This window comes from Pantoea sp. SIMBA_079 (assembly GCF_046940275.1).
GTDB classification, from domain to species: domain Bacteria; phylum Pseudomonadota; class Gammaproteobacteria; order Enterobacterales; family Enterobacteriaceae; genus Pantoea; species Pantoea borealis.
In genome coordinates this window covers 166,076-189,325 of record NZ_JAWRYR010000003.1, presented here as the reverse complement: position 1 = coordinate 189,325, position 23,250 = coordinate 166,076, and the positions used below count along the sequence as shown (strand labels likewise).

The 23,250-nt window shown below is 57.6% G+C and carries 18 protein-coding genes; 10 read left to right on the top strand and 8 right to left on the bottom strand.

All coding sequences use genetic code 11. The features are described 5' to 3' along the window. Window positions 1-113: 113 nt before the first annotated feature. The 3 genes from parC (at window position 114) to ftsP (ending at window position 4,693) form a co-directional block, all read left to right on the top strand. Entirely contained in the window at window positions 114-2,384 is a 2,271-nt protein-coding gene (parC, locus tag SB719_RS06625) for a DNA topoisomerase IV subunit A (protein ID WP_293006122.1), read from the top strand. Between the two features lie 38 nt (window positions 2,385-2,422). Then, a complete protein-coding gene (locus tag SB719_RS06620; protein WP_065648178.1) occupies window positions 2,423-3,160 on the top strand; it encodes a 1-acylglycerol-3-phosphate O-acyltransferase in 738 nt (245 codons plus the stop codon). Between the two features lie 105 nt (window positions 3,161-3,265). Continuing rightward, on the top strand, window positions 3,266-4,693 hold the full coding sequence (ftsP, locus tag SB719_RS06615; RefSeq protein ID WP_065648179.1) for a cell division protein FtsP: 1,428 nt from the start codon (window positions 3,266-3,268) through the stop codon (window positions 4,691-4,693). Between the two features lie 52 nt (window positions 4,694-4,745). Here the strand turns inward: ftsP and dkgA are convergent, their stop codons facing one another. Next, the gene (gene dkgA, locus SB719_RS06610; RefSeq protein ID WP_292977137.1) at window positions 4,746-5,573 is read right to left on the bottom strand and encodes a 2,5-didehydrogluconate reductase DkgA; all 828 of its coding nucleotides are present in this window, start codon (window positions 5,571-5,573) and stop codon (window positions 4,746-4,748) included. Window positions 5,574-5,766: 193 nt separating this feature from the next. Between dkgA and SB719_RS06605 the strand changes: the two genes are divergently transcribed. Next, window positions 5,767-6,687 carry an AraC family transcriptional regulator gene (locus SB719_RS06605; RefSeq protein WP_304235355.1) on the top strand — a complete coding sequence of 307 codons (921 nt, stop codon included), beginning with the start codon at window positions 5,767-5,769 and terminating at the stop codon, window positions 6,685-6,687. Here the strand turns inward: SB719_RS06605 and SB719_RS06600 are convergent, their stop codons facing one another. Next, on the bottom strand, window positions 6,688-7,350 hold the full coding sequence (locus SB719_RS06600) for a DedA family protein (RefSeq protein ID WP_065648182.1): 663 nt from the start codon (window positions 7,348-7,350) through the stop codon (window positions 6,688-6,690). Window positions 7,351-7,447: 97 nt separating this feature from the next. Continuing rightward, window positions 7,448-8,638 carry a cystathionine beta-lyase gene (gene metC / locus SB719_RS06595; protein WP_065648183.1) on the bottom strand — a complete coding sequence of 397 codons (1,191 nt, stop codon included), beginning with the start codon at window positions 8,636-8,638 and terminating at the stop codon, window positions 7,448-7,450. Window positions 8,639-8,886: 248 nt separating this feature from the next. Here metC and exbB point away from each other — a divergent pair, with 248 nt between their 5' ends. The 3 genes from exbB (at window position 8,887) to SB719_RS06580 (ending at window position 11,568) form a co-directional block, all read left to right on the top strand. Beyond that, entirely contained in the window at window positions 8,887-9,615 is a 729-nt protein-coding gene (gene exbB / locus SB719_RS06590; RefSeq protein ID WP_412159095.1) for a tol-pal system-associated acyl-CoA thioesterase, read from the top strand. Window positions 9,616-9,620: 5 nt separating this feature from the next. Next, entirely contained in the window at window positions 9,621-10,043 is a 423-nt protein-coding gene (exbD, locus tag SB719_RS06585; RefSeq protein ID WP_065648185.1) for a TonB system transport protein ExbD, read from the top strand. A 202-nt stretch (window positions 10,044-10,245) separates the two neighbouring features. Further along, on the top strand, window positions 10,246-11,568 hold the full coding sequence (locus SB719_RS06580) for an MFS transporter (protein ID WP_304235353.1): 1,323 nt from the start codon (window positions 10,246-10,248) through the stop codon (window positions 11,566-11,568). Window positions 11,569-11,608: 40 nt separating this feature from the next. On the opposite strand, the gene SB719_RS06575 is transcribed toward SB719_RS06580, so the two are convergent. The 5 genes from SB719_RS06575 to SB719_RS06555 are packed head-to-tail and all read right to left on the bottom strand — an operon-like array spanning window position 11,609 to window position 16,820. Next, the gene (locus SB719_RS06575) at window positions 11,609-12,571 is read right to left on the bottom strand and encodes a spore coat protein U domain-containing protein (protein ID WP_304235351.1); all 963 of its coding nucleotides are present in this window, start codon (window positions 12,569-12,571) and stop codon (window positions 11,609-11,611) included. Continuing rightward, window positions 12,568-14,997: a fimbria/pilus outer membrane usher protein gene (locus tag SB719_RS06570; RefSeq protein ID WP_304235349.1), complete on the bottom strand. Its 2,430-nt coding sequence runs from the start codon at window positions 14,995-14,997 to the stop codon at window positions 12,568-12,570. Before SB719_RS06570 ends, SB719_RS06575 begins: the two co-directional genes overlap by 4 nt. Beyond that, window positions 14,997-15,698 carry a molecular chaperone gene (locus tag SB719_RS06565; RefSeq protein ID WP_412159055.1) on the bottom strand — a complete coding sequence of 234 codons (702 nt, stop codon included), beginning with the start codon at window positions 15,696-15,698 and terminating at the stop codon, window positions 14,997-14,999. The genes SB719_RS06570 and SB719_RS06565 overlap by 1 nt, the downstream gene beginning before the upstream one ends. 23 nt (window positions 15,699-15,721) lie before the next feature. Next, window positions 15,722-16,198, bottom strand: coding sequence for a spore coat U domain-containing protein (locus tag SB719_RS06560; protein ID WP_065648366.1), 477 nt, complete (start codon window positions 16,196-16,198; stop codon window positions 15,722-15,724). 52 nt (window positions 16,199-16,250) lie between these two features. Further along, window positions 16,251-16,820 carry a spore coat protein U domain-containing protein gene (locus SB719_RS06555; protein WP_065648190.1) on the bottom strand — a complete coding sequence of 190 codons (570 nt, stop codon included), beginning with the start codon at window positions 16,818-16,820 and terminating at the stop codon, window positions 16,251-16,253. A gap of 407 nt (window positions 16,821-17,227) precedes the next feature. On the opposite strand from SB719_RS06555, the gene SB719_RS06550 reads away from it, so the two are divergent. The 3 genes from SB719_RS06550 to SB719_RS06540 all read left to right on the top strand — a co-directional run bounded on the left by SB719_RS06550 (window position 17,228) and on the right by SB719_RS06540 (window position 23,220). Then, the gene (locus SB719_RS06550) at window positions 17,228-19,315 is read left to right on the top strand and encodes a putative bifunctional diguanylate cyclase/phosphodiesterase (protein ID WP_412159054.1); all 2,088 of its coding nucleotides are present in this window, start codon (window positions 17,228-17,230) and stop codon (window positions 19,313-19,315) included. A 181-nt stretch (window positions 19,316-19,496) separates the two neighbouring features. Continuing rightward, window positions 19,497-20,099: a hypothetical protein gene (locus tag SB719_RS06545; RefSeq protein ID WP_292977132.1), complete on the top strand. Its 603-nt coding sequence runs from the start codon at window positions 19,497-19,499 to the stop codon at window positions 20,097-20,099. Between the two features lie 277 nt (window positions 20,100-20,376). After that, the gene (locus tag SB719_RS06540; protein WP_304235343.1) at window positions 20,377-23,220 is read left to right on the top strand and encodes a bifunctional diguanylate cyclase/phosphodiesterase; all 2,844 of its coding nucleotides are present in this window, start codon (window positions 20,377-20,379) and stop codon (window positions 23,218-23,220) included. The last annotated feature ends 30 nt before the right edge of the window (window positions 23,221-23,250 follow it).

Genomic DNA, 23,250 nt, shown 5'->3' with positions numbered 1-23,250 from the left:
CAAACCTTTCTGCCGCAGAGACACGGCTTCTCTGTGACTAACTCGCGTGAATAAGGTACTATCCTCGCCAAATGACCCGCCGGTGCGGGCCACGAAGTGAGGATGCAAACGTAATGAGCGAAATGACGCAGGATGGTGCAGAGCGTCTTGCCCTGCACAAGTTTACCGAAAAAGCGTACCTGGATTACTCCATGTATGTGATTATGGATCGCGCGCTGCCCTATATCGGTGACGGTCTGAAGCCGGTGCAGCGCCGTATCGTCTACGCCATGTCAGAGCTGGGCCTGAGCGCCAGCGCCAAATTTAAGAAGTCAGCGCGCACCGTTGGTGACGTGCTGGGTAAATATCATCCGCATGGCGATAGCGCCTGTTATGAAGCGATGGTATTGATGGCGCAGCCGTTCTCCTATCGTTATCCGCTGGTTGATGGTCAGGGTAACTGGGGCGCACCGGACGATCCCAAATCCTTTGCCGCGATGCGCTATACCGAATCGCGCCTCTCTAAATATGCTGAAGTGCTGCTCAGCGAGCTGGGTCAGGGCACGGTTGATTACATCCCGAATTTTGACGGCACGCTGCAGGAACCCAAAATGCTGCCGGCGCGGCTGCCCAACATTCTGCTTAACGGCACCACCGGTATCGCCGTCGGCATGGCAACGGACATTCCGCCGCACAACCTGCGTGAAGTAGCAGAAGCTGCAGTACGGCTGATCGACAAACCCAAAACCACGCTGGATGAGCTGCTGGATATCGTGCAGGGGCCCGACTATCCGACGGAAGCCGAGATCATTACGCCGCGTGAAGAGATCCGCAAGATCTACCAGAGCGGGCGCGGATCGGTCCGCCAGCGTGCTGTCTGGAAAAAAGAAGAGGGTGAGGCAGTGATCACCGCGCTGCCGCATCAGGTTTCCGGCGCGCGCGTGCTGGAGCAGATTGCTGCCCAGATGCGTAACAAAAAACTGCCGATGATTGAGGATCTGCGTGACGAATCCGATCACGAAAACCCGACGCGGCTGGTGATTGTACCGCGCTCAAACCGTGTCGATCTCGATCAGGTCATGCATCATCTCTTTGCCACCACCGATCTGGAAAAGAGCTACCGCGTTAACCTGAACATGATTGGTCTGGATAACCGTCCGGCAGTGAAAAACCTGCTGGAAATCCTCTCTGAATGGCTGATTTACCGGCGCGATACGGTCACGCGCCGCCTGAATTACCGGCTTGAGCGCGTGCTGCGCCGCCTGCATATCCTTGAGGGGCTGCTGGTTGCGTTTCTGAACATTGATGATGTGATCCACATCATCCGCAGTGAAGATGAACCCAAAGCGGTCCTGATGTCGCGCTTTGCAATCAGCGAAACGCAGGCAGAAGCGATTCTGGAACTGAAGCTGCGCCATCTTGCGAAACTCGAAGAGATGAAAATCCGCGGCGAGCAGGCCGAACTGGAGAAAGAGCGCGATCAGCTGCAGGCTACGCTCGCGTCTGAACGCAAAATGAACAGCCTGCTGAAGAAAGAGCTGCAGGCTGACAGTCAGGCGTACGGCGATGAGCGTCGCTCACCGCTTCATGAGCGCGAAGAAGCCAAAGCGCTGAGCGAAAATGAGCTGGTGAGCGCCGAGCCGGTGACCATCGTGCTGTCGCAGATGGGCTGGGTGCGCAGCGCCAAAGGGCACGATATCGACCCCACCGGCCTGAGCTACAAAGCGGGAGACAGCTATCGCGCGGCCGCGCGCGGCAAGAGCAATCAGCCGGTGGCGTTTATTGACTCCACCGGACGCAGCTATACGCTCGATCCCACCTCCCTGCCATCGGCGCGCGGGCAGGGCGAACCGCTGACCGGCAAGCTGACGCTTCCGCCGGGCGCGGTCATGGAACAGGTGCTGATGGAAGCGGACGATCAGAAGCTGCTGATGGCCTCGGATGCCGGCTACGGCTTTATCTGCACCTTTGCCGATCTGGTATCGCGCAACCGGGCCGGTAAAGCGCTGCTGACGCTGCCGGAAAATGCCCGCGTCATGACGCCGCTGGCGGTCAACTCCGGTGATGACATGCTGCTGGCCATTACCCAGGCGGGCAGAATGCTGATGTTCCCGGTGGCTGACCTGCCGCAAATGTCAAAAGGCAAAGGCAATAAGATTATCTCTATTCCTGCCGCAGACGCCGCCTCCGGCGCCGACCGGCTGCAGTGGCTACTGATTCTGACGCCGGGCAGCACCCTTACTCTCTATGTGGGTAAACGTAAGCTGATCCTGCGCGATGAAGATCTGCAAAAAGTGCGGGCCGATCGCGGCCGTCGTGGCAGCGTATCACGCGGCCTGCAGCGTATTGACAGCGTTGAAGTCAATGCGCCGGCACGCCCTAAGCGTGACGCAGCTGCAGAGTAATCGGGTTATCTGCAAAGGAGTACTTTTTTGAGGACGCTATGCTACTAATTTTACGCGCAATAATTATTATCATTTATTCCATACTGGTCTGTGTATTCGGCAGCATCTGGTGCCTGTTTTCACCGCGCAACCCGCGCCATGTGGCGACGTTTGGCCATCTTTTTGGCCGGCTCTCCGGGGTGCTGGGCGTTAAAGTTGAACTGCGCAGGCCCGCAGAAGCAGCGAATTACGGTAATGCTATCTACATCGCAAACCATCAGAACAATTATGACATGATCACGGCAGCGAAAATCGTACAGCCGACCACCGTGACCGTAGGCAAAAAGAGCCTGTTGTGGATCCCGTTTTTCGGGCAGCTCTACTGGCTGACAGGCAACCTGCTGATCGATCGCGATAACCGTGCCAAAGCACACGGCACGATTGGAGAGATTGTCGGGCAGTTTAAAAAGAAGCGTATCTCGTTCTGGATGTTCCCGGAAGGTACGCGCAGCCGTGGTCGCGGACTGCTGCCGTTTAAGACCGGCGCGTTTCACGCGGCTGTTGCTGCCGGCGTACCGATTATCCCGATCGTGGTCTCTAATACCCACGGCAAAATTAATATGAATCGCTGGAAGAATGGCCTGGTGATTGTAGAGATGCTGCCACCGGTCGATACCGCCCAGTTTGAGACCGCCTCTGTGCGTAAGCTGGCGACCCACTGCCGTGAAATAATGTCTGCTAAGCTGGAAGAGTTAAACGCAGAAGTCGCTGAACGCGAAAAAAACGGTAAAATCTGAGCCTTATCCGGGGGCGGTGAATACTGCCCCTGCGCACCACAGCAAAATTAACAACAACAACATGGACACGGCGTTTTACGCCACGCTCAAAAGGTCTGAAGTTTTATGTCTTGCAGCAGACGTCACTTTATTCAGCTTTCTGCCGGCGTTGCGCTGGCTTCATCGGCATTGCCTTTTTCAGCCCGCGCCGCTGCTCCGGCAGGCGATGTCCCGCTGCCGGTCCCGCCGCTGATTGAATCCCGTCGCGGACAGCCACTGTTTCTGACGCTGCAGCGCAGCCACTGGTCGTTTACGGGCAGCGGCAGCAAAGTACCGGTCTGGGGCATTAACGGCCTCTATCTGGGGCCGACCGTACGGGTTTACAGCGGTGATGACGTCAAACTTATCTACAGCAACCGGCTTAATGAGCCGGTGGCGATGACGGTCAGCGGTCTGCAGGTGCCGGGCGCGCTGATGGGCGGGGCACCCCGCCTGATGTCAGCGGGTGCTGACTGGTCGCCGGTGCTGCCTATCCGGCAGGGAGCGGCGACGCTGTGGTATCACGCCAGCACGCCGAATCATATGGCACCGCACGTCTACAATGGTCTGGCTGGAATGTGGCTGATTGAAGATGAGGTGAGCAAATCTCTGCCGCTGCCTAAACACTATGGCGTGGATGATTTTCCGCTGGTGATTCAGGATAAGCGCCTCGATAACTTTGCCACGCCGGTGTATAACCCGCCGTCAGAAGGCGGATTTCTCGGGGATACGCTGCTGGTTAACGGCGTGCAGAATCCCTATGTTGATGTTTCCCGCGGCTGGGTGCGCCTGCGCCTGCTGAACGCCGCCAATGCCCGACGCTTTGACCTGCGTTTCTCCGACAACCGTCCTTTTACCGTGATTGCCAGCGACCAGGGTTTTCTGCCTTCGCCGGTCGCGGTGCAGACGCTCTCTCTGGCACCTGGCGAGCGACGTGAGGTGCTGGTGGATATGTCGCAGGGTGATGAAGTCTCGATTACAGCGGGCACGGCGGCAGGCATTATGGATCGCCTGCGCGGCCTGTTTGAACCCTCATCCATTCTGACCAACACGCTGGTGCTGACGCTGCGCCCGACCGGGCTGTTGCCGCTGGTCACGGATAACCTGCCGATGCGTCTGCTGGCCGATCAGATCCTGGATGGCGCTGCAGTACGGACGCGCGAGTTTCGTATTGGCGACAGCGTACCGGGCATCAATGGCGCGCTATGGGATATGAGCCGCATTGATACCACTGCGCAGCAGGGGACGTTTGAACGCTGGATTATTCACGCCGATCGCCCGCAGTCGCTACATATTCAGGGCGTGATGTTTCTCATTAAGAGCGTCAACGGCGCGCAGTCAATGGGCGAAGATCGCGGCTGGAAAGATACCGTCTGGGTCGACGGCAGTGTTGAACTGCTGGTGAGTTTTCCGCAAAGCGCCAGCGATCACTTCCCGTTTGTTTACTACAGCCAGACGCTGGAACTGGCCGATCGCGGTACGGCAGGGCAGATGGTCGTCAATCCGCTTTCCTGAAGCTGAGTGTGAAAGGGCCGCCGCTGAGGGCGGCCGCAAACATCATACTGCTTTAGCCGTTAAATGCTTCCGGATCGGGTCCCAGACGCTGGCCCTTATCCAGTTTGGTGATTTCACTGATCTCACTTTTCTCCAGCCGGAAATCAAAGACTTTAAAGTTCTCTTCAATGCGTGCCGGGGTGACTGATTTCGGGATCACCACCAGGCCGCTGTCCAGATGCCAGCGGATCACAATCTGCGCGGCGCTCTTGCCATATTTCTTCGCCAGCGTGCGGATAATCTCCTGATCGAAAACACCTTCGCCACCCTGTGCCAGCGGGCTCCAGGACTCTGTCTGGATCTGATGCAGCGCGTTCCAGGCGTGCAGCGTACGCTGCTGCAGCATCGGGTGCAGTTCAATCTGATTCACCACCGGCGTCACGCCGGTTTCATCAATCAGGCGTTTCAGATGGGCTTCATGAAAGTTACAGACGCCGATGCTTTTGGTCAGGCCCTGCTGCTGCAGCTCAACCATCTTTTTCCATGCCTCAACGTAGGTATCTTTCGCCGGACATGGCCAGTGCATCAGGTAGAGATCCACGCTATCGAGCTGCAGTTTCTCCAGGCTGGTCTCCATCGCCTGCTGTACATTCTGCTGATCGTCATTCCACAGCTTGGTGGTCACGAAAATATCGTCGCGCGCTACGGAGGTGTCCTTCAGCGCCCGGCCAATCGCCTCTTCATTTTTATAGGCGGCAGCGGTATCGATAGAGCGATAACCCACTTCCAGCGCTTTCAGTACGGCGGTATGCGCCTCTTCCTGACTTGCCTGCCAGACACCGAGGCCAAGCTGCGGCATCATGTTGCCGTCACGCAGTTTGATAATAGGTTGATCTGTCATAGGGGCTCCTTTTTCATTGCGGTCGCTGAATGATCAAACAGTGTGCTTAAGTCTAGACAACAAACGCGCAGTGCGGATCGCTCCGCCAGCGCGCTCTCTGACCCTTTTCTGCAAAAATCTTGCCTGATCCTCCAGAGGAGTAGAGCTTTATGCAGCGTTGCGGCACACTGGTTTTTTTACCCGGAAAGCCGCCATGTCTCATGACGCTCTGTGTCGCCAGCTTGCCCGCCGGGTCGTCGCGCTCATGTGCGACCCGCATAAACCGCACTGTGCGGTGAAAAATGTCCGGCTTATCTATGCCAGCGAAACGCTGCCGCGTACGCCAATGATGTATCAGCCTGGTATCGTGATCCTGTTTCAGGGACGTAAAACCGGTTATCTCGGCAGCACGGTATTTCACTATGACGCCAGTAAATATCTGATGCTGACGGTGCCGCTGCCGGTTGAGTGCGAAACGGAAGCCACCCCCGATGCGCCGCTGGCGGGTATGTGCCTGAGCGTTGATACCGCCTCGCTGCAGGACCTGCTGCTGGATATCGGTGATGATGAGCAGTTTCAGCCCGCCGTGCAGACCTCGGGTATCCATTCTGCTTTTCTGAGCGAAGAGATGCTGTGTGCCGCAGAGCGGCTGCTGGATGTGATGAGCCATCCGCGCGATGCGCGCGTGCTTGGGCCGCAGCTGGTACGTGAAATCCTTTATTATGTGCTGACCGGCCCGATTGGCGGGGCGCTGCTGTCGCTGGTTAACCGGCAGACGCAGTTCAGTCTGATTGCGCGCGCGCTGCGGCGGATTGAAACGCATTTTGCCGGGAGCCTGAGCGTTGAGACGCTGGCGGCCGAGGTCAACATGAGCGTGTCTGCGTTTCATCACAACTTTAAAGCGGTAACCCAGACGTCACCGCTGCAGTACCTTAAACGCTATCGTCTGCATCAGGCGCGGCTGATGATGCTGCAGGATAGTGTGAAGGCAAGCACAGCGGCATTGCGCGTCGGGTATGAGAGTCCGTCACAGTTTTCCCGCGAGTTCAAACGGCTGTTTGGCACCACGCCGGGTGAAGAGGTTAACCGTGCGCGTCAAACAGTGCGGGCGCTGCCGTTTGACGCGGCGTCTTAATCAGGAAGGTTTCTGGCGGCGTTTTTTCCAGATCACCACAATGCTGCCGGCCAGCCCGGTAAACAGCAGCACCAGCGGCAGGATCATCAGAATAGCCATCACCTGATCTTCATGCCGTTTGATAAACGGCACCTGGCTGATGCCGTAGCCCATGGTGACCACAATACCGACCCACAATACGCCGCTCAGCCAGTTAAACAGCTGAAAGCGGCTGTTGCGCAGCCCGGAGATGCCCGCCATGGTAGGCAGCAGGGTACGGACAAACGCCAGGAAACGGCCTACCAGCAGCGCCATCAGTCCGTGGCGGTTAAACAGATGCCAGGCGCGCTGATGGTATTGTGCGGGCAGATGCATCAGCCAGCTTTTTACCAGCTTTGTATTGCCCAGCCAGCGCCCCTGCAGATAGCTCAGCCAGCAGCCGAGGCTGGCGGCGGTGGTCAGGATCACCATGGTCGGCACAAAGTCCATGACGCCTTTGGCAATCATTGCGCCCGCCAGCAGCAGCAGACTGTCACCCGGCAGAAACGACGCCGGTAATAAACCATTTTCCAGAAACAACGTCAGAAACATCACGCCGTAGACAATCCATACGACATCCGGATTGGCCAGCGCAGCAAAATCCTGATGCCAGAGCGCCTGGACAATCTCATGTAAAACACCCATCTGCTATCCCGTCGAGTTACAAGGCTTTTATAATAGCCCCCCGCAGCCGCCTGCGCGTTGATCTGACACGGGCGGCTGCCGAGGGTTGAAGGTTGGTTTAACTTGTTAAGCGGTCAAAACCCGCCTGCAGATCGGCCAGCAGGTCGCTGACGTGCTCCAGACCGATATGCAGACGTATCAGGGTGCCATCAAAGTCGATACCGCCTGCCGGACGAATCGCCGCCAGCTCTTCTGGCTGGCTGGCCAGAATCAGGGATTCATAACCGCCCCACGAATAGGCCATGCTGAAATGATGGAAGCGATCGAGATAATTTGCCAGCTGCTGCGCATTCAGGCGCTCATGCAGCACAAATGAAAACAGGCCGCTGCTGCCGCTGAAGTCGCGCTGCCAGAAACGGTGTCCCGGACTCTGCGCCAGCGCCGGATGGTTGACCCGCGCCACTTCAGGCCGGCCACTCAGCCACTCAGCCACCTGCAGCGCGCTCTCTTCATGCTGGCGCAGGCGGGTGCCCAGAGTACGCAGGCCGCGGCTCGCCATATAGGCGGTATCCGCATCGACCATCTGCCCCATCAGGTAGGAGTTCTCACGCAGCTGCGGCCAGCAGCGGGCGTTTGCCACCGCGGTGCCGATCATGGCATCACTGTGGCCAATGATATACTTCGTGCCAGCCTGAATAGAGATATCCACTCCGAACGCCAGCGCGTTAAACAGCACGCCCGCCGCCCAGGTGTTATCCAGCATGATAATTGCTTCGGGCGCTTTGGCGCGCACGGCCGCCACAATGGCCGGGATATCCTGCACTTCCATCGTTACAGACGCCGGCGATTCCAGAAACACCACGCGGGTATTAGGCTGCACCAGTTCACCGATCTCACTGCCGATGCAGTGATCAAACCAGGTGGTGGTGACCTGCATTTTGGTGAGGATTTTGGTACAGAAATCCTGCGTGGGTTCGTAAACCGCTCCGCTCATCAGTACGTGATCGCCCGTTTCAACAAACGCCAGAATGGCGTTGGCAACGGCGGCTGCGCCGCAGGGATAGAGTGCACAGCCCGCGCCCCCTTCCAGTTCGGTCATGGCATCCTGCAGCGAAAAGTGCGTGAGCGTGCCGCGACGGCCATAAAAGAGTTCGCCTTCGGCACGCCCGGCGGTGGCGCGTTGTTTATCCGCGACGGTGTCAAAAACCAGGGATGAGGCGCGCTGTATAACGCTGTTCACTGCGCCCTGCGTATAACGTTTATTACGTCCTGCGCTCACCAGCGCGGTATCCAGTTTTTTCGTAGCCATCACTGCCTGTCCTGACCCATCTTACAAAGCGTTCACGTTACCACGAATCAGGGGCAGGGGTTGAGCCTGTTTACCGATTATCAGAGTCGCGCCAGCCCGGCGGCCGCGGCACAAGAACAGCAGGAGGACGCTTTGTAAATAGTAATGAGAACGACTATCACTTAGATCCTTTTTTTTGCTATGATCGTCTTTTCAGTCGTGAACTCTACAACAGAATCTGGAGATGCAGCGTGGTAGCCAGTGATTTAATGCAGACAGACCTCTCCGTCTGGGGGATGTACCAGCATGCCGACATCGTGGTGAAAATTGTCATGATTGGCCTGTTACTGGCATCCGTCGTAACCTGGGCTATCTTTTTTGGCAAATATGCTGAACTGAGCGCCGCGAAACGTCGTCTGAAAAAAGAGCATCAGGCGCTGGGCGAAGCACGCTCACTGGCTGACGCTTACCGTACAGCAGAGGCCTTTAAAGCCAGCAGCCACAGCGCCCTGCTGCTGGCCGATGCGCGCGAGGAGCTGGCGCTGTCGGCCGGTACGGAAGATCTGGCGGGTATTAAAGAGCGCACCAGCTTTCGCCTCGAGCGTCGCGTGGGGGCCTTCGGCCGTCATGCCGGACGCGGCAACGGTTTTCTGGCAACCATTGGTTCTGTGGCGCCTTTTATCGGTCTGTTCGGCACCGTCTGGGGCATCATGAACAGCTTTATCGGCATCGCTAAAACGCAGACCACCAACCTTGCCGTGGTCGCACCCGGTATCGCCGAAGCGCTGCTGGCGACTGCGGTTGGCCTGGTTGCCGCTATTCCTGCCGTGGTCATCTACAACGTCTTTGCGCGCATGATTGCCAATTACAAAGCGTCGCTGGGGGATGTCGCGGCCCAGGTGCTGCTGCTGCAGAGTCGCGATCTGGATCTCGGTACGGCGCACGTCGCAGCGGAAAACAGCCGTCCGGCCGCGGCGCATAAGCTGCGAGCAGGGTAACGATTATGGCGATGCGTTTAAACGACGATGCCGCTGGCGACAGCGAAATGCATGAGATCAACGTTACGCCGTTTATCGACGTTATGCTGGTGCTGCTGATTATCTTTATGGTGGCGGCACCGCTGGCAACGGTGGATGTGCGCGTTAATCTGCCAGCGTCCACCAGCGCACCACAGCCCCGCCCGGATAAGCCGGTTTACCTTTCAATTAAAGCGGATAAGCAGATCTATATCGGCAATGATGCGGTGACCAAAGAGACGCTGGTGAAGGCGCTGACTACGCAGACTGCGGGAGATAAGCAGACGACTATTTTCTTCCAGGCCGATAAGTCAGTGGATTATGAAACACTGATGGCGGTTATGGACCAGCTGCGTGAGGCAGGCTATCTGAAGATTGGCCTGATGGGAATGGAAGCCGCCAGCAAATAGCCACGCTGTTCCTGCAGAAAAAAGCCGCTGATAACAGCGGCTTTTTTTGTATGTACTTCTCCACAGGGCGGCTGTCAGAACAGTGCCGTATTGTTAATTTCCTGTTACCTTTTGTCAGTCTTTGTAAAGCGCAAGGGTGATTAAGATCACATTTATTCCTGGCTGAGCAGGCTACAACGGGTAAAAAACCAGGAAGGACAGTATGAGCAGCCAGTCATCTTTACAAAAACCTGCGCGCAGCGGGGCGAGAACCATCTTTAGCGTTACCAGCGGTAACTTCCTTGAGATGTATGATTTTATGGTCTTTGGCTACTACGCCACCGCCATCGCTAAAACCTTTTTCCCTGGCGACGATCCCTTTGCCTCGCTGATGCTGACGCTGATGACTTTTGGCGCCGGCTTTCTTATGCGCCCGCTGGGCGCGATCGTGCTGGGTGCTTATATCGATCATCACGGCCGGCGGAAAGGCCTGCTGCTGACGCTGGGGCTGATGGCGATCGGCACGCTGACCATTGCGCTGGTACCGGGTTACGCCACGCTTGGCGCAGCGGCACCGATTTTGATCCTGATCGGACGTCTGCTGCAGGGCTTTTCCGCAGGCGTAGAACTCGGCGGCGTCTCGGTTTACCTCGCAGAAGCGGCGCCCGAAGGGCGTAAGGGGTTCTGGGTCAGCTGGCAGTCAGGAAGTCAGCAGGTCGCGGTGATTTTCGCCGCGCTGCTGGGACTCGCTCTGAACCACCTGCTGGCGAAAGAAGCCGTCACTGAATGGGGCTGGCGTATTCCGTTTGTGGTGGGCTGTATGATTGTGCCGTTTCTGTTCTGGATCCGCCGCATGCTGCAAGAGACCGAAGCGTTCAGCCAGCGCAAAACGCATCCCACCATGCGTCAGATTGTGCGGTCTGTCGGACAGAACTGGGCGCTGGTGCTGGCGGGCATGCTGATGGTGGTCACCACCACCGTTATGTTCTATATGATCACCGCTTTCACGCCGACCTTTGGCAAAACAGTGCTGATGATGAGCGATAAACAGAGCTTCCTGGTCACGCTGTTTGTCGGTCTATCCAATCTGTTCTGGCTGCCAGTGATGGGATCGGTTTCCGATCGGGTCGGCCGGCGGCCGCTGCTGATTATCTTTACCGTGCTGATGCTCCTGACGGCCTGGCCGGTGCTGCACTGGCTGACCGGTTCCGCAAGCTTTGCACATCTGGTCGAAGCGGAGCTGTGGCTCTCTTTTCTCTATGCCAGCTACAACGGCGCTATGGTGGTTTACCTGGCGGAGATTATGCCGGCAGAGGTGCGCGCGTCCGGCTTTTCACTGGCCTACAGCCTCGCTACTGCGCTGTTTGGCGGCTTTACGCCAGCCATCTCCAGCTACCTTATTCATGCCACCGGCGATAAAGCGATGCCCGGCGTCTGGCTCTCTTTTGCTGCCGTCTGCGGGCTGGCAGGCACGCTGCTGATTGGCCGGATGGTCAGACAGTACCAGCAGCGCCACGCGGTAACACCCGCCAGCGCCTCACTCTGACGCTTTTCCGGCCGCATCCTGCGGCCGGCTCTTTTCCCCGCTAAAACGCCACGTCCACCACCACATTATCCGTGTAGTTTCCGGCCGCCGGCGTCGCCTGCGTCGTCAGTATCCGGGCCGTATAGGTAAAGTTGCGCGTTACCGTATCGGGATTAAGCGAGGTTGAGGTGCTGCTGCTCCAGCGATCGCTGCCGGATGGCCCCCAGCGGGAGGTCGTGGTTGTCCCTTTATAAATGTCATAGGCCAGCCGGCTGGCACCGTTTGCCATCTGCCGTGCGCTGCCGCTGAAATTATTGCCGTTGCTCAGGCCGACGCTATAGGTGCTCTCTTTAGAGCAGACCACGCTGATGGTCTGCTGAACAGCAGAGAAGCTGCCCGCCAGCGGCGCGCTGCCAAAGTTGAGGTTGGGCGCAGTAATGGTGGTGCAGTCGTTAGTGGCCACCAGGGTCAGAGTCAGCGGCAGGGCGGTGCCGCTGCTGCTCTGTACGGTTCCGACACAGGCTCCCGCCACGTTTAGCCCGGTACAAATGCTGTAGCTGACCGTCAGCGTCAGGGTGGTGGTGTACGTGCCTGCCGCGATAACCTGTCCCGGAACGGTGCGGAAATAGAGCGGAATAGTAAAGTTAAGGCTGTTGCCCAGCGTCAGCAGCGCCGAGGCGTTCCAGCGGTAGCTGTTGCCCTGACGCAGTTCGGTGGCGCAGGCGCTGTCGATACAGAGCTGGATCGGGACATTGTCGCTGCCGCCGGCGCTCGCTTTCAGCGTGGCGCGGGTGCCGTTCAGATAGCTGGCAGTGGTAAACGCATAGGTAATGTAGTCGTTGCCCAGCAGGGTAAGCGTGGCGGAGCCGCAGTTGACATTTGTATTGCCGGACGTGGGGATAACCTGTGATTGCACAGAAAAGGTGGTCTGGCTGCCAAAGCTGGCCGGCGAAGCGGAGAGCGGGCAGAGCGCATAGCTGACGCCAGGCAGCAGCAGCGACAGCATCAACAATAACTTTATCATGGGTGTACTCCTGCTGAGGGCGTCTGAGCCAGCGCACCGTCACCCGCCTGCGGGGCGGGTAGCGCGCAGACCAGCGGGCCATAGGTTTTCAGCGCTTCCGGTTCGCCGCGCGCAACGCTGAATGTGGTTTCGCACCGCCGGCCATCGGGCGTGACAACCTGCAGCGTATTGCGGGCCTGCAAGTTCTCCAGCCAGACGATGCCATCCCAGCCCACATAACTGCTCTCCTTCCCTGCGCGTAATACCTGGCTGGCAAGTGGCAGCGGCTGGCCGCGTGTGTCCTGCAAAATAACGCTGGCAGCGCGCAGCGGCTCAACCGGAAAATCGAGCAGAAAACCGCTTTTACGCTTCACGGCAATGCGCTGCTCAACCCGGGACGCGGCCACACTGGCAGGCAGATCCAGCGTATCGATATCATATTTTGCACCGTAGTAGCTGCTGACCGCAGGTACCAGCAGATAGCCCTGGCCGTCGGTTTTCCCCATCGCCTGGTTCTCATAGCGTACGGTCACGCCGGGATAGCGGGTTTTCACCAGCACAAAGGCATCGTTGATATCATTAGCAGCAAAGAGGCGGTTATCCATCAGCACCAGCGCACCGGAGAGATCCGCCCATTGCGTGGTGTTGTCATCATCGCCCCAGAAGCCTGCTGACGTATCAATCCTGTTATTGCGATAGCGCAGGCTGCCCTGACGGTAATCGCCGCTGTCGCCCCCCTGACGCGCCCAGGAGGCGTCCCAGGCGATACCGCCATCGGTTGGCATCGCGCGTGAGGCATACAGCCGCTGGTTGCTGCGTCCCTGGCGATCGCGCTCCACGCTGACTGATGCGCTGCTCTGCTCGCCAAACGGGATCACCAGTGAAATCGCCCCGTCCCAGCTACCGAGATCGCGATCGCGGCTGGCAGAAATATAGAGACTGCTGTTGCCCCACAGGTTTTTGCTCCAGGTCAGGTTCCACAGGCGCGTCCGCTCCCCGTAGCCGCCATTGATATCGAGATAAGCGAGTCCCAGGCTGCCGTAGTCGCTGAGCGAAAGGCTTGCCGTATACTGCGCGCTGCGGCGCGCGAGTGAATAGCGACTGTCAGCGCTTTCACTGCGGCTGCCGACCAGCGCCAGATTACTGAAAGTTGTATCGCGCAGGATATGCTGAGTGCCGAGACTGAACCAGCTGTTGTTATACTGATATCCCCAGCTGTACTGCGTGCCGCCCTGGCCCTGCGCGTTGCTCTGCGCCACTGCCGCGTTGATCACGCCCAGGCTGCCTGCTTTCAGCAGGCCACCCGCGCCACCCATGACAACCTCATTACTGCCCTCGGCGTGCGACTCCAGCGTCAGCCAGTCGCTGAGACCGTAGCGATAGGAGCCACTCGCCGCGGCGGCACCGTAGTCAGCACTTTTCACACCATAATTTTGCCGGACAGCTCCGGCGGAAAAGGCGTAATCAGCCAGACCGCGTTTGAGCAGGCTGGCCGACACGTAAAAGGGCAGTGTCGTGGTAACCTGGCGTCCCAGCGCATCGGTGGTGGTGATCACCGCATCCCCGGCACCATTGACAAACGGCACGTTGGTCAGCGACCACGGACCGGGCTGCACTGCTGTTTGCGCACTGCGATAACCGTTGATAAACAGATCGACCGAGGAGGGCACCGCCGCCTGGCCGCTGAAGGCGGGCAGCGGATAGGTTACTAAATCGGGACGCACGCTGAAGTCGCGTGCTATCTGAATCCCGCCCAGCCGCACGCTGTTGCTCCAGCTCAGGGCGTCAGTGATAACGTCGCCCAGCCGCCAGCTGATCGCTGCGTCTTCATTCTCATTACTGAACCAGGTGTCGTAACGCAGATAGCCTTCCTGCTGGCCGCTGAGCGATCCATTCAGCTGCTGCGTATAGACGCCGTTAGAGGAGAACTGTCCCGCCGGGCCGAACAGCCGCAACTCATTCCATGAGGAGAGGCGTGAGCCGGCACGGGCAGTGTGGGTCAGATAAAAGTCGTAATTCAGCAGCGCCCCGTTGCTGGCACGTCCCGGAAAACGGGGACGCTGCTCAGACTGCCCGAGCCGCTGCGCCGGCAGCCAGTCCGGCGGCACCGTCAGCAGCAGCCGCTGCCGGGTTTCATCATAGGTGACATCAGCGCCGGGCAGCTGACGGAGATCGACCCGCTCATCCGGCAGCTTTTCTGCCGCTACTCCTGCCTGCAGCAAATCGCTGCGGCGCAGCCAGAAATGATCCTGCTGATGTTCCACGGCGACAATATCACCCCGCGCACGCTGATTGATAATCAGCTCCAGCATCAGCTGCTGTCCCTGTGCGCTGCTCTCCAGCGCGGGCGGGGGCGGCAGCGCAGACCAGCTCTCTGCACGCCCGGTCGCTGGCAGGATAATCAGTACGCTGCTCAGCAGCAGATAACGCGAGGGCGCAGGCGTCATCAGCGTGCGGCGGTGCTGCGCCAGGCGCGATTGTTGACATCGGCTGCCAGCTCACCGCGTAAAGGCTGACTGACGGGCCAGCGCTGGCTGCTGTGTGCCAGCACGTAGCCAAACAGGCCGCTGCCCAGGGCTGTTCCGCCGGCGCGAACATTGCTCAGGCGCGCATGACCGCTGCCGCTGTTAGTCAGCTCGAGCCAGCGCCTGCCGCCGCTGCTGACTTCGCGCCAGCTCAGCACCGCTTTTGCGCTGTCGCGCGTCAGGCCGCTGCCGTAGATGAACAGCGGAACGGAGTAGCGCATCTGAAAATTAAGCCCGGCCTGATTCTCACCAGGTTTACGCGGCGCCGGGATCTCATCCAGAACCACGCGATAGGCGCTCTCCTCACCGGCAGGCGGAGGGGTCTGCTTGATCAGGCGCACCAGCTGTTTTTGACCCGGCTCCAGCCGTACCATTGGCGGACTGGCGGCCACCTGCTGCTGCGTCTGATACTGCTCCTGATACTGCTCCTGACCCTCACGCTGCTGCCAGGCAAAAATGCGCACCTGCATAATCGTACTGCTACTGCCGCGGTTCTCCAGCCAGAGCTCGCTGGCTTTATCTTCAGAGGCTATGGCGGGATCAATGGGCCAGATCATCAGCGAATTGGCTGCCTGGCCTGCAGGAGCCATTAACAGCAAAAACAGCGCACACAGATTTCTCATGGTTCATCCTTTTTTTTTCAGCATCACCAGCTCAGGGTGACGGTCAGCGTGTCGGTATAGGTTCCGGCTCGCGCAGCGCCAGGCAGCGTCAGCTGACCATAGACAGGCAGCGTAATCGTGTTCGCATTGCTGTAGTTCAGGGCTATAGCGCTGTTGACAGGTATAGGTGCAGTCAGGGCGGCATTGCTGTAGAGCCGATAGGCGACGGTATTGGTGCTGCTGGTATGTTTGAGATTGCGGGTTGAGGTGTAGTTAGCGCCTCCATTAATACTCATGCTGACGGCGGTGCCTGGCGTGCAGGCCAGGTTTAACGTCGTGCTCTGCAGGTAGCTTGCGCTGAGATTTCCCGTAGCCACACCTGATTGCGTGCCGAAATTGAGCGTGCCAAACACGCCGGTGTTACTGCCAGACACCACACAGCCCGCCACAATGGATGCAGCGACCTGAAAGCTTGCCGTGGACAGCGCATGCACCGGCAGGCAGGCGGGCAGCGCTATCAGCCCCGCTACCCGCCAGAAGTGGGTCGTGACCCTCACTGCGCGTACACCGTACTCAGTAATTCACCGCCACGTTTATGGTATCGGTATAGGTACCTGCCGGGATAAGCGGATTAAAGCCGCCGCCAACTACCCGACCATAAATGGCATAGTTGGTGCCCAGAGTTGGATCGGTAGTACCGCTGGCGGCGATGTTGGTGTTGTTCGCTATCGCAGTGGTAAAGGCGGCGTCACTGTAAAGGGTATAGGCGATGCCCTGGGTATTATCAGAACCCAGAATGAGATAGCGTGGCTGGCCGCTGACGGTGCCGTAAACCGTGCCCGGCGCGCCGCTGCTGCTGGTGACCTGTACATTAAAGGTCTGTCCGGTTGTGCAGCGCACATAGATACCGCTACCGGCTGCGCCCACCAGCGTGGCATTCAGCGTATCAAAGGTGGCTGCGCTGCTGCCAAAGTTCAGGGTACCGAAATTTACGCCGGTTGTGGCCGACTGACCATTGACCAGACATCCGGTGGTCAGCGTGAGCGTGGCGTTGATCGCCCCGGTGGTGGTGGCTGCCAGTGCCGCCACGGACGTTAATCCTGCATACAGGCCGGCGGCCATAAGAAAAAGCTTGGTTTTCATAATCATTCCTTACTGATTATCCGGAGTCGATGCTTTTTCACCTGGCCTGTCAATAAGAAGCGAACCCGTAAGATACCGTAGAAAAAGAAAATTCAGGCAATCCTTTGTGCTGCCTCAATACTAATCCTGAGGCTGCTTTATGATTTACATCAGTTTTATTTACTATAGTTCAGGCTGGTAGTACGTCTAATATCTGATACGCTTTTTTTACTCATTCTTTTCTCCGGCATGCCGATAATGCAGTCATAACAGTGGCTGGCGCTGGTGCCTGTTAGCCTGCTGTCATCTGGCGCGGGAAGAGGGCTGGATTGCTGCCTCGTTCAGGAAGGACGATAGCGGTTCAAAAGCTGCAGGGATGCCGTTTGCACGACTTTATAGCTGGAAACAGCGTTAATCCGGACTTCCCTATGCTCGTGACGTCATACGATTCATTTACGGTTATCGTTTCAATTATTGTGGCCATGCTGGCCTCATTTACTGCGCTGGATATGGCCGGCCGGGTAGCTTCCTCGTCAGGTCGCGTCGCGCTCATCTGGCTGCTGGGCGGCGGTTTTGCCATGGGCGTAGGCATTTGGGCGATGCACTTTATCGGCATGCTCTCCATGAACCTCGATATGGAGATGAGCTACGATCCCGTACTCACTGCAGCATCGATGCTGGTCGCCATTCTGGCTTCAATTTTTGCCCTGCGGCTGGTTTGCGTGGGAGAACTGCCGTGGCAGCGGCTGGCAGGCGGAGCGCTGGTCCTGGGGTCGGGTGTGGTAGCCATGCACTATACCGGCATGGCAGCGCTGATGTTTATGCCGGGTATTATCTGGAACCGGGGCTGGATCGCAATTTCTGTGCTGATTGCGCTGCTCGCGTCAGGGGCCGCGCTCTGGCTGGCCTTTCACCTGCGCCACAGCTATGGCCGGGTAACGCTGTTGCGTTTTGGCGCCTCTATTGTCATGGGGTGTGCCATTGCCGGCATGCACTACACCGGTATGGCCGCGGCCAGTTTTCCGGCGAGCAGCCACGTCACACACCACGGGGTAAACAGCGACTGGCTGGCGATGATTGTTACCGTTGTGACGCTGGCGATACTCGGCATTACGCTGCTGGTGTCTATGCTGGATGCGCGTATGCAGGCGCGCACGTCAATCCTGGCGCGTTCGCTGGCAGAGGCGAACCGTGAACTGGCTCAGCTGGCGCTGCATGACAATCTGACCCGGCTGCCCAATCGCATTTTGCTGGAGGATCGGCTCGATCAGGCTATCAGTAAAGCCAATCGTGAGAAGTCGCAGTTTGCACTGATGTTTATGGATCTTGATGGTTTTAAAGCCATTAACGATGCTTTTGGGCATCATACCGGTGACAAGCTGCTGGTCAGCGTGACGGAACGCATGATGGGTCAGATGCAGGGGCACTATACGCTGGCGCGAATGGGCGGAGATGAGTTTGTGCTGCTGCTGGAGATTGACGATCCTAACGACGCCGCCTCGGTGGCAGATATGCTGGTTAAGGCCGTCGATCGGCCATTCGCCATATCGCGTTATGAATTAATGGTCTCTTTAAGTCTCGGGATTGCTGTTTATCCCGGCGACGGCAGAGATGAGCGTGAGCTGATGTTTAACGCCGATGCGGCGATGTACCACACCAAACACAATGGTCGCAACGGGTACACCTTCTTCCAGCCCTCAATGAATATTCTGGCGCAGTCGCAGCTGCAGCTTAACAACGATCTCTGGCATGCGCTGGAGAATAATGAACTGCGGCTGTTTTACCAGCCGAAATATTGCGCACCCGGCGGGCCGATTCTCGGGTTTGAAGCGCTGCTGCGCTGGCAGCACCCGCAGCGTGGGCTGCTCACGCCTGATATGTTCCTGCCGGGGGCGGAAAAAACCGGGTTGATCATCAATATAGGCAACTGGGTGATCAACGAAGCGTGTCGCCAGCTGCACTGCTGGCATCAGGAGGGGCATATCAACTGGTCAGTTGCGGTTAACCTTTCTGCGCTGCAGTTTGAACAGTGCAGCCTGATTACCACCGTAACGCAGGCGCTGAAAACGCATCAGATCCCGCCAGAGCAGCTGACGCTGGAGGTGACTGAGACCACGGCGATGCGCGATCCGGAAGAGAGCGTGCGTATCCTGACTGAACTTACCAGCATGGGCGTAAAGGCGTCGATTGACGACTTCGGGACCGGCTACTCGAGCCTGCTCTATCTGAAGCGGCTGCCCGCCAGTGAACTGAAGATCGATCGCGCATTCGTGAACGAGCTGCAGGCACATTCTGAGGATGCCACTATTGTGGCCGCTATTGTCGCGCTGGCACAGTCGCTGGATCTCAAAGTGGTGGCTGAAGGGGTGGAGACGCCCGATCAGCAGGCTTTTCTGACCAGCCTCGGCTGCGACACGCTGCAGGGCTACCTGCTCGGCAGGCCGCTGCCACCTGAACGTGTGAATGAGCTACCCGATTTTGTGAGCGTGCGGTGTGAGCTGGATAAAACGGCCTGAATGCACATCCGCAACTTCCTTTCCGGATCGGGATCGCCATCACAAAGCGGTAAAACCGGAACGAAAAATTTGGCTTAAGTTACTAAGCACCTAATTAACAGAGACTTTTTCAGATATTGCCACATTGCATTGCCGCCTGAACTTGCCACAATTAATTAACATTATTTGTCGGAGCACGTTCATGGCGTCCTGTTCTTCCAGCCTGCTGTTATCGATGTCGTTTGCTGCCGGCACTTTTTCAGCAGGCGCCTCTTTTAACCCGCAGTATCTTCGTCTGTCCCACGCCAGCGGCGGCGTGCCGAACAGTCCGCTGCCGCTGATTATCTGGCCGCGCGTGGTGCCGGATGAAACTGAGGATAGCGCACGCTGGTTTGAAACGACGTTCACCGCCAGCGGCTGGCCTGCCGCATGGCGTGCACCGGTATTTCCTTATACGCACTATCACCCGAACACCCATGAAGTGCTGGGTGTCGGGGCGGGCTGGGCAGAGATTCTGCTGGGCGGCGACAGCGGCCGTATGGTGGTGCTGCGTGAAGGCGATGCGGTACTGATCCCGGCTGGCGTCGGACATAAACAGGTTTACGCATCAGAAGACTTTTTCATGGTGGGAGCCTATCCGGAAGGAATGACGCCTGAGACGATACGCGATGAGCCCTCGCGGCTGCGTGCGGCCAGAGAGCAAATTCAGCGCGTGCCCATGCCCCCGCGCGACCCGCTTACCGGCGGCAACGGGATGATGACCGATTTGTGGCTGCCGGTAATGCAGCAGCTGGCAGCCCGCTAGACCAGCGACAGCGTATTTCCTCTCTCTCCATGCCGGCTTTTCCGGCATGCTGTTTTTCTGCACACCCCTGTACGGCTGACCTGCCATAAATAGCAGGTAGCCACAGTGAATGATGCATTTCTCTGAACGTTTTCTCGCCACTGCCGATAACACCACTACCAGATTTCGTCTGAAATCGATTAGCGCTTGTCAGCGCTGCACTTTTGCGTTTAAGTCTGAAATAATTAAGAATCTTCTGAAAAGCCGATGCTGTATCAGGCCAGAACAGGCACAAAATATGAACAATAACTCTGACGTCATGTATCGGTTGCTGGTACAGAGCGTCGTAGATTACGCCATTTACATGCTCAAACCTGACGGTACCGTTACTAACTGGAATCCCGGTGCCCAGCGCGCCAAAGGGTATACGCCAGAGGAGATCGTGGGTAAAAATTTTGCGCTGTTTTATAGCGAAGAGGATCGTAAAAACGGCGCGCCGCAGCGCGGTCTCTCTGTTGCCGCCACCGTGGGTAAATTTGAAACCGAAGGCTGGCGCTATCGCAAAGATGGCAGCGCGTTCTGGGCACACGTCGTGATCGACGCCATCCGGGATGAGCAGGGTGAGTTACTGGGCTTTGCCAAAATTACCCGCGACTGTACGCAGCAGCAGACGCAGCAGCGCAGGCAGCGTGAACAGGAGCAGCGCTTTCGTTTGCTGGTAGAGGGCGTGACCGATTATGCGATTTATATGCTGGACCTGGAGGGTAACGTTGAAAACTGGAATGCCGGCGCTCAGCGGACAAAAGGTTACGTGGCGGAGGAGATTGTCGGACAACACTTTTCCCGTTTTTACAGCGCGCAGGATCGTCTGAAGCATATTCCGGAAAAGAATCTGGCGACCGCGTTTAAAACCGGACGTTTTGAGGACGAGGGGTGGCGCTACCGTAAAGATGGTTCCGCGTTCTGGGCGCACGTTATCATCGACGCAATTCGTGACGATGCCGGCAAACTGATTGGCTATGCGAAAATTACGCGCGACTGCACTGAACAGCAGGCGCTGCTGCGCCAGCAGCGCGAACATGAAAAAACGTTTCGGCTGCTGGTGGAAGGCGTCACCGATTACGCTATCTACATGCTGGACCTGAAAGGGCGGGTTGTTAACTGGAACGCCGGGGCGCAGCGCGCTAAAGGATACCGCGCAGATGAGATTGTGGGACAGCACTTTTCACTCTTTTACAGCGCGCACGATCGCCAGCTCCATCTGCCGGATGCAAACCTGGGCATTGCGTTAAAAACCGGGCGGTTCGAGGATGAGGGATGGCGCTACCGAAAGGATGGATCGGCCTTCTGGGCGCATGTGGTTATTGACGCAATTCATGATGAGAGTGGACACCTGATCGGGTTTGCCAAAATCACGCGCGATGTCACTGAACGACGTGAAAATGAGCAGCAACTTTTGCGCGCGCGCGATCTGGCGCAGGCGCAGAGTACCAGAATGTCCGAGCTGTCGACCTTTCTCGACACCATCATCAGCAACATTCCCTCCTGCGTGATCGTGGAGGATGCCATCAGCCGCGAAATTCTGATGGTTAACGCCAAGGCCGAGCAGCTGTTTGGGCTTAGCCGTTCGCTGCTCATGCATAAGCGTCCGCATGAGTGCATGTCTGCCGAACTGAGCGACTACTTTAATAGTCTGGCAGATATTGCGCTGCGCAGTGAAGGCATTCACGCCCGCGAGCAGCTGCTGCTGACCGCCAGCGGTGAGCGGGTACTGCATACCCGCGCCACCACCATCACCGGCAAAGATATGCGGCAAAATTATGTCATGCTGATTGTTGAAGATGTGACCGACCAGCGTGAAGCGGATGCACGTATTCATCACATGGCGCATCATGACAACCTGACCAGTCTGCCTAACCGGATTCTGTTCCGGCAAAAACTCAGCGAAGCGCTGCGTAACGGTACGGCACAGAACCAGATCAGCGCCACGCTTTGTCTCGACCTCGACAATTTTAAAAATGTGAATGATGCGCTGGGTCACCAGATTGGTGACGATCTGCTGCGCGTGGTGGCTAAGCGGCTGCGCAGCGTACTGCGTGAGCGTGATACGCTGGCACGCATCGGCGGCGATGAATTTGCTATTGTGCTGCCCGATATCCATAACGCCGGCGAAGCGGCCACAGTGGCCCGGCGTCTGATCGAGGCGATCCAGCCGCCAATGAATGTCGAAGGGCATAACCTTGCCGTGGGCCTGAGCGTGGGCATCGCGCTGACGACCCAGGCCATCAACACACCGGAACATATGCTGCGCTGCGCCGATATGGCGCTCTATGAAGCGAAGCGCAACGGCCGTAACCGCTATGAACACTTTACGGCAGAGATGGACGATCAGGCACGCAGCCGGCGCATCATTGAAAACGATCTGCGCGACGCCATTACCGGGCGGCAGCTCCGGCTCTACTATCAGCCTATTACCAGTCAGAACGGCATTATCGGTTATGAAGCGCTGATGCGCTGGCATCACCCGGTAAAAGGATTGATTATGCCGGTCGATTTTATCCCGATAGCTGAAGAGACCGGGCTTATTCATATGCTGGGTGCCTATGCGCTGTATGAGGCGTGTCGTGAGGCGCAGAGCTGGAACACTGAACAGTCCGTTTCGGTAAACCTCTCACCGCTGCAGTTTAAAAACAGCTCGCTGGTATCGGTAGTCGAAGGAGCGCTGCAGGAGTCCGGGCTGGCACCGCATCGTCTGGAAATGGAGATCACGGAGTCGGTCCTGCTGGATGATACGCTGGGCAATATCCGTACGCTGCAGAATCTTAAAGCGCTGGGCGTACAGATTGCGCTGGATGATTTTGGCACCGGTTACTCTTCGCTGAGCTATCTGCGCTCTTTCCCGTTCGATAAGATCAAAATCGATAAGTCCTTTATCAATGACATGGCCGACAGCCGCGAAGCGCTGGCGATTATCCGGGCAATAACCGGCATGAGTCGCAGTCTGGATATTCAGATCACCGCAGAAGGCGTGGAAAACAATGAGCAGTTTGTAAAGCTACAAGAAGAGGGCTGTACGCTGTTTCAGGGCTATCTGTTTGGCCGCCCGCAGCCTTCAGAGCTGCGGCTGAAAGCGCTGGAATAAGCCCATAAAAAAACGCCCGGCAAAACCGGG

What these genes read in the sequence shown, in the direction of transcription:
- exbB (WP_412159095.1), top strand. Translation starts at nt 8,887, where the DNA reads ATGCAGACAGACCTCTCCGTCTGGGGGATGTACCAGCATGCCGACATC.
- SB719_RS06620 (WP_065648178.1), top strand. Translation starts at nt 2,423, where the DNA reads ATGCTACTAATTTTACGCGCAATAATTATTATCATTTATTCCATACTG.
- SB719_RS06545 (WP_292977132.1), top strand. Translation starts at nt 19,497, where the DNA reads ATGGCGTCCTGTTCTTCCAGCCTGCTGTTATCGATGTCGTTTGCTGCC.
- ftsP (WP_065648179.1), top strand. Translation starts at nt 3,266, where the DNA reads ATGTCTTGCAGCAGACGTCACTTTATTCAGCTTTCTGCCGGCGTTGCG.
- parC (WP_293006122.1), top strand. Translation starts at nt 114, where the DNA reads ATGAGCGAAATGACGCAGGATGGTGCAGAGCGTCTTGCCCTGCACAAG.
- SB719_RS06555 (WP_065648190.1), bottom strand. Translation starts at nt 16,820, where the DNA reads ATGAAAACCAAGCTTTTTCTTATGGCCGCCGGCCTGTATGCAGGATTA.
- SB719_RS06605 (WP_304235355.1), top strand. Translation starts at nt 5,767, where the DNA reads ATGTCTCATGACGCTCTGTGTCGCCAGCTTGCCCGCCGGGTCGTCGCG.
- SB719_RS06600 (WP_065648182.1), bottom strand. Translation starts at nt 7,350, where the DNA reads ATGGGTGTTTTACATGAGATTGTCCAGGCGCTCTGGCATCAGGATTTT.
- metC (WP_065648183.1), bottom strand. Translation starts at nt 8,638, where the DNA reads ATGGCTACGAAAAAACTGGATACCGCGCTGGTGAGCGCAGGACGTAAT.
- dkgA (WP_292977137.1), bottom strand. Translation starts at nt 5,573, where the DNA reads ATGACAGATCAACCTATTATCAAACTGCGTGACGGCAACATGATGCCG.
- SB719_RS06550 (WP_412159054.1), top strand. Translation starts at nt 17,228, where the DNA reads ATGCTCGTGACGTCATACGATTCATTTACGGTTATCGTTTCAATTATT.
- SB719_RS06570 (WP_304235349.1), bottom strand. Translation starts at nt 14,997, where the DNA reads ATGACGCCTGCGCCCTCGCGTTATCTGCTGCTGAGCAGCGTACTGATT.
- SB719_RS06565 (WP_412159055.1), bottom strand. Translation starts at nt 15,698, where the DNA reads ATGAGAAATCTGTGTGCGCTGTTTTTGCTGTTAATGGCTCCTGCAGGC.
- exbD (WP_065648185.1), top strand. Translation starts at nt 9,621, where the DNA reads ATGGCGATGCGTTTAAACGACGATGCCGCTGGCGACAGCGAAATGCAT.
- SB719_RS06540 (WP_304235343.1), top strand. Translation starts at nt 20,377, where the DNA reads ATGAACAATAACTCTGACGTCATGTATCGGTTGCTGGTACAGAGCGTC.
- SB719_RS06575 (WP_304235351.1), bottom strand. Translation starts at nt 12,571, where the DNA reads ATGATAAAGTTATTGTTGATGCTGTCGCTGCTGCTGCCTGGCGTCAGC.
- SB719_RS06580 (WP_304235353.1), top strand. Translation starts at nt 10,246, where the DNA reads ATGAGCAGCCAGTCATCTTTACAAAAACCTGCGCGCAGCGGGGCGAGA.